The organism is Leisingera sp. G5_S3_59_S7 (assembly GCF_054968485.1).
In genome coordinates, this window is sequence record NZ_JBQKUH010000104.1 from 1 (window position 1) to 6114 (window position 6114).

A 6114-nucleotide genomic window follows, 5' to 3' on the forward strand; every position below is an offset into this window, starting at 1 on the left:
CATTTCAGAACAGGAAAGGAGCCCGTTATGCCCAAAATCGCAGATGCAAAGATCCTGATCATTGCCACCCATGGGTTTGAGCAGTCGGAACTGGAATTTCCGCGCGACCAGCTGCGAGTGAAGGGCGCTGAGGTCCATGTCGCCACCCTCGACGGCAAGCCTGCCAAGGGCTGGGAAGGCAGCGACTGGGGCCGCGAGGCCGAGGCCGATCTGAAAATCGCTGATGCCAAGGCGGATGGATACGACGCGCTGGTGATCCCCGGCGGCCAAATCAATCCCGATCTGCTGCGGGTCGAGGACGATGTCATCAATCTGGTCAAGACCTTCCATGACAGCGGCAAGGTGATCGCCGCCGTGTGCCACGCGCCCTGGGTGCTGGCGGAGGCCGGCGTTGCCAAGGGCCGCAACATGACATCCTATCACTCGATCAAGACCGACATCTCCAATGCCGGCGCCAACTGGAAAGACGCCGAAGTCGTTACGGATCAGGGCATCGTGACCAGCCGCCAGCCCGAGGACCTGAAGGCGTTTGTGTCGAAGATCGCGGAAGAGATTGAGGAAGGCACGCACCCGCGCGCCGCAGCCTGACCGTTTTCCGCCCCGCGCCCAGCCTGTGTGCTCAGCCGTGAACGGCACGGCTGTCAGGAGGCACAGCTTCCCGCGTGGACATACCGTAATCCCGGATCACACCCGCCACCCGCAGCCGGTAGTCCGCAAAGACCCCGGCCCGCCCCTTGGCCTGAGCGGCCCGGTGCTCCTCCAGGTTTCGCCAGCGCTGCACCGCAGCCTCGTCGCGCCAGAACGACAGCGACAGGAGTTTTTCCGGCGCGCTCAGGCTCTGGAACCGTTCCACCGACAGGAAACCGTCCACCTGCTCCAGTAAGGGCCGCAGCTCCGCGGCAATTTCCAGATAAGCCTCTCTCTGCCCGGCTGCGGTCTCCACCTCGAAAATCACGGCAATCATCTGCGCCTCCCTCACCCTGCCTGCCCATGCGGCGCTGAAGCCAGCTTCAGCCAGGTCCGGTCCTCGCGCAGCAAAAACCGTTCGCGCTGCGCAAACTCATAATTCTCGCGCCCCAGCGGATCCCGCGCCAGCCGCGCCCGGTAGGCCTCATACTCCGCCAGGCTCCCCACGTTGTAGATCCCGTAGGCCAGCGTCGAGGAGCCCTCATGCGGCGCGTAATACCCCACCAGGTCGGCCCCGCAGCGCGGGATCGCCTGACCCCAATTGCGGGCGTATTCCTCAAACTGCGCTTTTTTGGCGGGGTCGATGTGATAGCGGATGATGCAGGTCAGCATGACGTGTCCTTTGATTACTCAGGGACACCTCCCTACCCCGCCCCATCAGCCGGATGCTTCGGCGCAGACCGAACCGTCACTCCACCGTGATGGTGATCTGATCCGAAATGATCGGAGTCGAATGCGGCACGTGGCCTGCGTCGCCCAGCACCAGCTGCAGCGTGTGGCGGCCCGGGGACAGTTCCAGCGTCACCTCGGTCTGTCCGCCGCCGAAATGCAGGTGGTTGTCATCCGACGGCAGGCCAAAGGCCAGCTCGTCCGCGCCATCTTCACCCTGGCCCAGCGGCGGGCGGTCGATCAGCAAGTGATGATGGCCGGTGTTCTCCTTCGCAATCCCGGATGGCGCCACTCCCATCCCCGACAAGCCAAAGACCAGCGTCACCGGCGACGTGACCGTGTCCCCGTCCTGGATATTTGCAAAATAGACCTTGGCCTCCGGGTTCGAGGCCGTCTCGCCGCCAGCCCAGAGCGGGGCCGCCAGGCAGGCAGACAAGGCAGCCGCAATCAGCAGTTTCATATCCGGTCCTCCAGAAATTGTCTCAACCAACAAGACAAAGCTAGCGGCAGGCCCGGGCCTGGCAATCCCGCCGCCCATGACAAATGCACAAAATAGCGGCAGCCATTTGCGAAGCCGCCGCATCTTTCATCCTTCCGCTTGCCTGCTGCGCCTGCCAGTTGCAGTGTCGCCGCCGGGCAGCGCAGCGGGAGCGAGCCATGGTATTTGCAGTCATTCTGATGGGACTCACCCCCAGCTTCCTGATGGTCGGCCTGGGCGGAATTGTTCGTAACCGGCTGGCGCCGCAGGCCTGGCAGGGGCTCGACAAACTCAACTTCGAGGTGCTGTTCCCGGCGCTGCTGTTCTTTGCCGCCAGCGGCCGGCCCATTGCGGTGGCGGATCTGGGCCGCATCGGCCCGGCCGTGTGGGGCATCCTCGCCCTGGCCTTGGGGCTGGGCCTGCTGGCGCGCCGCTTCGGCCCGGTGACGTTCCTCGATTTTGCCGGCGCCTGGCAGACCGCCTGGCGTTTCAACACCGCGATTGCCTTTGTCGCCCTGCCCTCGGTCGGTAAGGAGCTGACAGGGCAGATGGCCGTTGCCATCGGCATGGCGGTGCCGGTCGCAAATGTACTGGCGGTGAGCGCCCTGTCGCGCGGCGGCAGCCTGTCCTTGCGGCAGACCGCGCTGAAGGTTGCGCTGAACCCTTTCCTGCTGGCCTCTGTCGCGGGCGTTGCGGTGGGGCTGTCGGGCTACAGGATCCCCGCACCGGTCCTGGCCCCGGCGGAAATGCTGGCGCACGCGGCGATTCCCATCGCGCTGCTCTCTATCGGCGCCACCATGAACTGGCGGGCCCTGGCGCGGCTGGACCTGTTCAACGGCTATCTCTGCCTGGTGCGGCTGGTTCTGGTGCCGGCCGCAACCCTCGCCGCCTGCTTGCTGCTGCGCACGGACCCCGGCTTTGCCGCGGTTCTGGTGCTGTTTGCCGCCCTGCCCACTGCCTCGGCTGCGCATGTTCTGGCCTCCGCTTTTGGCGCTGACCGAACGCTCGCAGCCACGCTTATCGCGCAGTCCACGTTGCTCAGCGCGGTTTCCCTGCCGCTGTGGATCCTGGTCATCAAGCTTGTGCTTTAAAGTTTCCTGAATGCCGATCCCCGCTGCAAAACCCTTGCCGCCTGGCCGTTTCCAGCGCGCAGACGATCCCTGCAAAACCCCGCAATTATCCCACCCCCGCCCCGATCTTGCCCGATTTCCCCCGCATCACTGACGGCAACACAGCTTAACGAGGATGGGTGAACATGGACCGACTGACCGAGATGGAGGCCTTTGCCAATGTGGTGGACCAGGGCGGCTTCACCGATGCGGCACGCAAGATGGGGATTTCAAAGTCGGCGGTCTCCAAACATGTCTCCAGCCTGGAAGCCCGCCTGGGCGCACGGCTTTTGAACCGCACCACCCGCCGGGTGTCGCCGACCGAAATCGGTCTGGCCTACTACGACCGTGCCCGCCGGGTGCTGAATGACGCAGGCGAGGCGGATGCGCTGGTCACCTCGATGCAATCCGCGCCCTCGGGCCTTCTGCGGATCTCGGTCGCGACCGACTTCGGCGTCAATCATCTGTCACCGGTGCTGTCCGACTTCCTGCGCGACTTCCCGGACATCACCGTCAACATGGTGCTGAACAATCGCTATGTGGAGCTGATCTCCGAAGGCTTTGACATGGCGGTGCGGATCGGCGAGCTGGAGGACAGCTCCCTGCGCGCCCGCAAACTGACTGAGACCACCAAGCGGATGATCGCCTCCCCCGCCTATCTGGAGAAATTCGGCCGCCCGCAAAAGATCGACGAGCTGAACAATCACAAGCTGCTGCATTACTCCAGCCAGTCCAGCGGCAACGTCTGGAAGATCACCGCTCCTTCCGGCGAAAAGCGGCAGGTGCGCACTTCCGGCTGGCTGTCGGTGAATGACGGCCAGTCGCTGCTGACCGCGGCCATTTCCGGACTCGGAATCGCCTATCTGCCCAGCTACCTCTATTCCGAGGCGCTGGAGGAAGGGCTGGTCGAAGACGTAATGCCCAGCCTGCCGGTCGAGACCCAGGGAATCTACGCGGTTTACCCGCCCGGCAAGTTCACCCAGCCCAAGGTGCGGGCCTTCATCGATTTCCTGGTCGCAGCCTTTGCCGACCGCGACCCGTCCGAATGGAAAACCTGAACCGGTCCTCCCCCCGGGAGCCGGACAAAGATATCCCTCGAAGACCTGCCCCCGCGCCCCTGCGGGGGTTTTTTTCGGCTTTTCCTAATAATACTTGCCAAAAGCGCAGCGGGCAGGCTCCCGCCCGCCGCAGATCAATCACAGATTGACCCGCTCCTGTTGGGCCAGCGCCGCTGCCGCGGCGCCGGGCCCAAGGCTTTCGGCGGCATCCTGGATGCCGCGGCCAAGGCGCGGGAGCACTCCGGCCTGCGGCTTGGCGGTTTTTTCAGCTCTTGTAATGCGGCGCCTCCAGATCCAGCCGCCGGCGGTTGGCGTGCCACTCCAGCTCACCCTCGTAGCCGTACCAGTCGCTGGCCGCCATATCACGCAGATGGCGCTTCTGCTCAGCTTCGGGAATGGTGCGGACCGCCACGCCCGGGCAGGCCGCCGCCTTCTGCACCTCCAGCTGGACCGCGCAAGCCTGGTCCAGATAGAAGGACCGGAAAAAGGCCTCGCCCGCTGTGGACCCGAACACAAAGGCACCATGCCAGGCCTCGACCACCGCTTTCTTGCCGCGGCCCGCCTCCAGCAGACCGCTCAGAAAATCCTCGGTGCATACGAACTCATAGTCAGTGTAGCCCAGAACATCGCCGCCGCCGATCATCAGATAGGCCTGGCTGTACGGGCCCACTCCGCCAGCCTGGGCCGAAACTCCCATGATCGCCTTGGTGTGGATGTGCATGATGCAGTTTTTATCCGGCTCCGCCTCAAAGAACAGCTTGCCGATCTCAGTGGCCGAGGGGTTCGGCTCGCCGTTTTCCGGGTTGTGGTTCACCCGGTCAAAGCCGACCTTAACCAGGTTCGACGCGGTCACCTCCTCATGCATCCAGCCATAGTGATGGGTGATCAAAGCCTCCTCACCAGGCACCCGGATCGAATGCCACTGGTTGGTTTGATCCGTCAGCCGGTATTTGACCAGCGCGTTGTAGATCGCAGCCAGCTCACAGCGGGCCTCCCATTCGGCGTCAGAGCAATTGGCCGGGCGGCCCTGCAACGGGGTGGGTGTCATGATGGTCATTGGCGTTTCCTTTCCTGTGAATTGAAGAACTCTAGCTGCCGGAAACTTGCCTTATTTGCATGGAAACGCCCCCTGCTTGCATCTAAACTCCCGGCATGCCGAAGGTAAGCTTCATCCTGTTTCCTGAATTCCAGATGCTGGCTTATGTGCTGGCCTCGGAAACTCTGCGCATTGCCAACAAGAACGCCGGACGCCCGCTTTACACATGGGAGACCCTCAGCGTCACCCAGGCGGCGGTGCCGGCCTCCAGCGGACGGCTGGCCGCGCCGGACCGCAGCGGCTGGGATCTCGGCGACCCGCCCGACCTGGTGCTGCTTTGCGCCGGCTACGATCCTTTGCGCCACCTGCCGCAGGGGCTGCGCGCCTATCTGGCGCGGGCCGTGCGCGCAGGTGCCACACTGGGCGGCATCGACACCGGCACTGTGGTGCTGGCCCAGCTCGGCTACCTGGACGGACATGAGGCAGTGCTGCATCACGAAGCCGAGGCAGGGTTCCGCGAGCGCTGGCCCGGCATTGCGGTCAGCGACCGGATCTACTGTTTCGGCCGACGCAGGCTGACCGCCGTGGGCGGCACCGCCACGGGGGACGCGATGCTGGCCTGGGTTTCGGCCACCGGCCCGGACGAGCTGGCAGCTGCCACGTCCGAAGACATGGCGCATGGCTCCATCCGGCCGCCGGAGGCACGCCAGCGGCTGCAGCCTTCAGCCGATCCGGTGCTGGGGCAGATGCAGCAGATGATGCTGGATAACCTGCAGGACCCGTTGGCGCTGCCGGACATTGCCAAGCCGCTTGGCCTCAGCCTGAAAGCCCTGCGCCTGCGCTGCAAACGCGGATTGGGGATGACACCGCAGGAGGCTTATCTTCAGATCCGCCTGCAGCGGGCGCGCGAACTGCTCATGAGCACTGCCATGCCAGTCACAGAGGTGGCTCTGGCAACGGGGTTCGGCTCACTGCCCGGTTTCTCCCGCCTGTTCAAGGCCAGATACCAGCGCAGCCCGCGGGACCTGCGCCGCCGCTGAACGCCCCGGGCATGGCCTGTTGCACCGGCTGCACTCC

At 64.4% G+C, this 6114-nt stretch carries 8 protein-coding genes; 4 read left to right on the forward strand and 4 right to left on the reverse strand.

What is annotated here, in order from left to right:
* The first annotated feature begins 27 nt into the window (after positions 1 to 27).
* Positions 28 to 588, forward strand: coding sequence for a type 1 glutamine amidotransferase domain-containing protein (locus ACTRWG_RS22495; RefSeq protein WP_027235400.1), 561 nt, complete (start codon positions 28 to 30; stop codon positions 586 to 588).
* A 31-nt stretch (positions 589 to 619) separates the two neighbouring features.
* On the opposite strand, the gene ACTRWG_RS22500 is transcribed toward ACTRWG_RS22495, so the two are convergent.
* From ACTRWG_RS22500 to ACTRWG_RS22510, 3 genes are all read right to left on the reverse strand, one after another.
* The gene (locus ACTRWG_RS22500; RefSeq protein ID WP_027235401.1) at positions 620 to 964 is read right to left on the reverse strand and encodes an antibiotic biosynthesis monooxygenase family protein; all 345 of its coding nucleotides are present in this window, start codon (positions 962 to 964) and stop codon (positions 620 to 622) included.
* Positions 965 to 975: 11 nt separating this feature from the next.
* A complete protein-coding gene (locus ACTRWG_RS22505; protein ID WP_027235402.1) occupies positions 976 to 1299 on the reverse strand; it encodes an NIPSNAP family protein in 324 nt (107 codons plus the stop codon).
* 76 nt (positions 1300 to 1375) lie between these two features.
* Positions 1376 to 1816: a DUF4399 domain-containing protein gene (locus ACTRWG_RS22510; protein ID WP_027235403.1), complete on the reverse strand. Its 441-nt coding sequence runs from the start codon at positions 1814 to 1816 to the stop codon at positions 1376 to 1378.
* A gap of 197 nt (positions 1817 to 2013) precedes the next feature.
* Here ACTRWG_RS22510 and ACTRWG_RS22515 point away from each other — a divergent pair, with 197 nt between their 5' ends.
* Positions 2014 to 2925 carry an AEC family transporter gene (locus ACTRWG_RS22515; protein ID WP_036797246.1) on the forward strand — a complete coding sequence of 304 codons (912 nt, stop codon included), beginning with the start codon at positions 2014 to 2016 and terminating at the stop codon, positions 2923 to 2925.
* Between the two features lie 164 nt (positions 2926 to 3089).
* The gene (locus ACTRWG_RS22520; RefSeq protein ID WP_027235405.1) at positions 3090 to 4001 is read left to right on the forward strand and encodes a LysR family transcriptional regulator; all 912 of its coding nucleotides are present in this window, start codon (positions 3090 to 3092) and stop codon (positions 3999 to 4001) included.
* 265 nt (positions 4002 to 4266) lie between these two features.
* On the opposite strand, the gene ACTRWG_RS22525 is transcribed toward ACTRWG_RS22520, so the two are convergent.
* Entirely contained in the window at positions 4267 to 5058 is a 792-nt protein-coding gene (locus tag ACTRWG_RS22525) for a class II aldolase/adducin family protein (RefSeq protein WP_027235406.1), read from the reverse strand.
* 95 nt (positions 5059 to 5153) lie between these two features.
* Between ACTRWG_RS22525 and ACTRWG_RS22530 the strand changes: the two genes are divergently transcribed.
* Positions 5154 to 6077, forward strand: a complete 924-nt coding sequence (locus ACTRWG_RS22530) for a GlxA family transcriptional regulator (protein WP_027235407.1) — start codon at positions 5154 to 5156, stop codon at positions 6075 to 6077.
* The last annotated feature ends 37 nt before the right edge of the window (positions 6078 to 6114 follow it).

Coding starts and splice junctions, on each gene's coding strand:
- ACTRWG_RS22525 (WP_027235406.1), bottom strand. CDS start 5,058: ATGACCATCATGACACCCACCCCGTTGCAGGGCCGCCCGGCCAATTGC.
- ACTRWG_RS22495 (WP_027235400.1), top strand. CDS start 28: ATGCCCAAAATCGCAGATGCAAAGATCCTGATCATTGCCACCCATGGG.
- ACTRWG_RS22515 (WP_036797246.1), top strand. CDS start 2,014: ATGGTATTTGCAGTCATTCTGATGGGACTCACCCCCAGCTTCCTGATG.
- ACTRWG_RS22505 (WP_027235402.1), bottom strand. CDS start 1,299: ATGCTGACCTGCATCATCCGCTATCACATCGACCCCGCCAAAAAAGCG.
- ACTRWG_RS22500 (WP_027235401.1), bottom strand. CDS start 964: ATGATTGCCGTGATTTTCGAGGTGGAGACCGCAGCCGGGCAGAGAGAG.
- ACTRWG_RS22520 (WP_027235405.1), top strand. CDS start 3,090: ATGGACCGACTGACCGAGATGGAGGCCTTTGCCAATGTGGTGGACCAG.
- ACTRWG_RS22530 (WP_027235407.1), top strand. CDS start 5,154: ATGCCGAAGGTAAGCTTCATCCTGTTTCCTGAATTCCAGATGCTGGCT.
- ACTRWG_RS22510 (WP_027235403.1), bottom strand. CDS start 1,816: ATGAAACTGCTGATTGCGGCTGCCTTGTCTGCCTGCCTGGCGGCCCCG.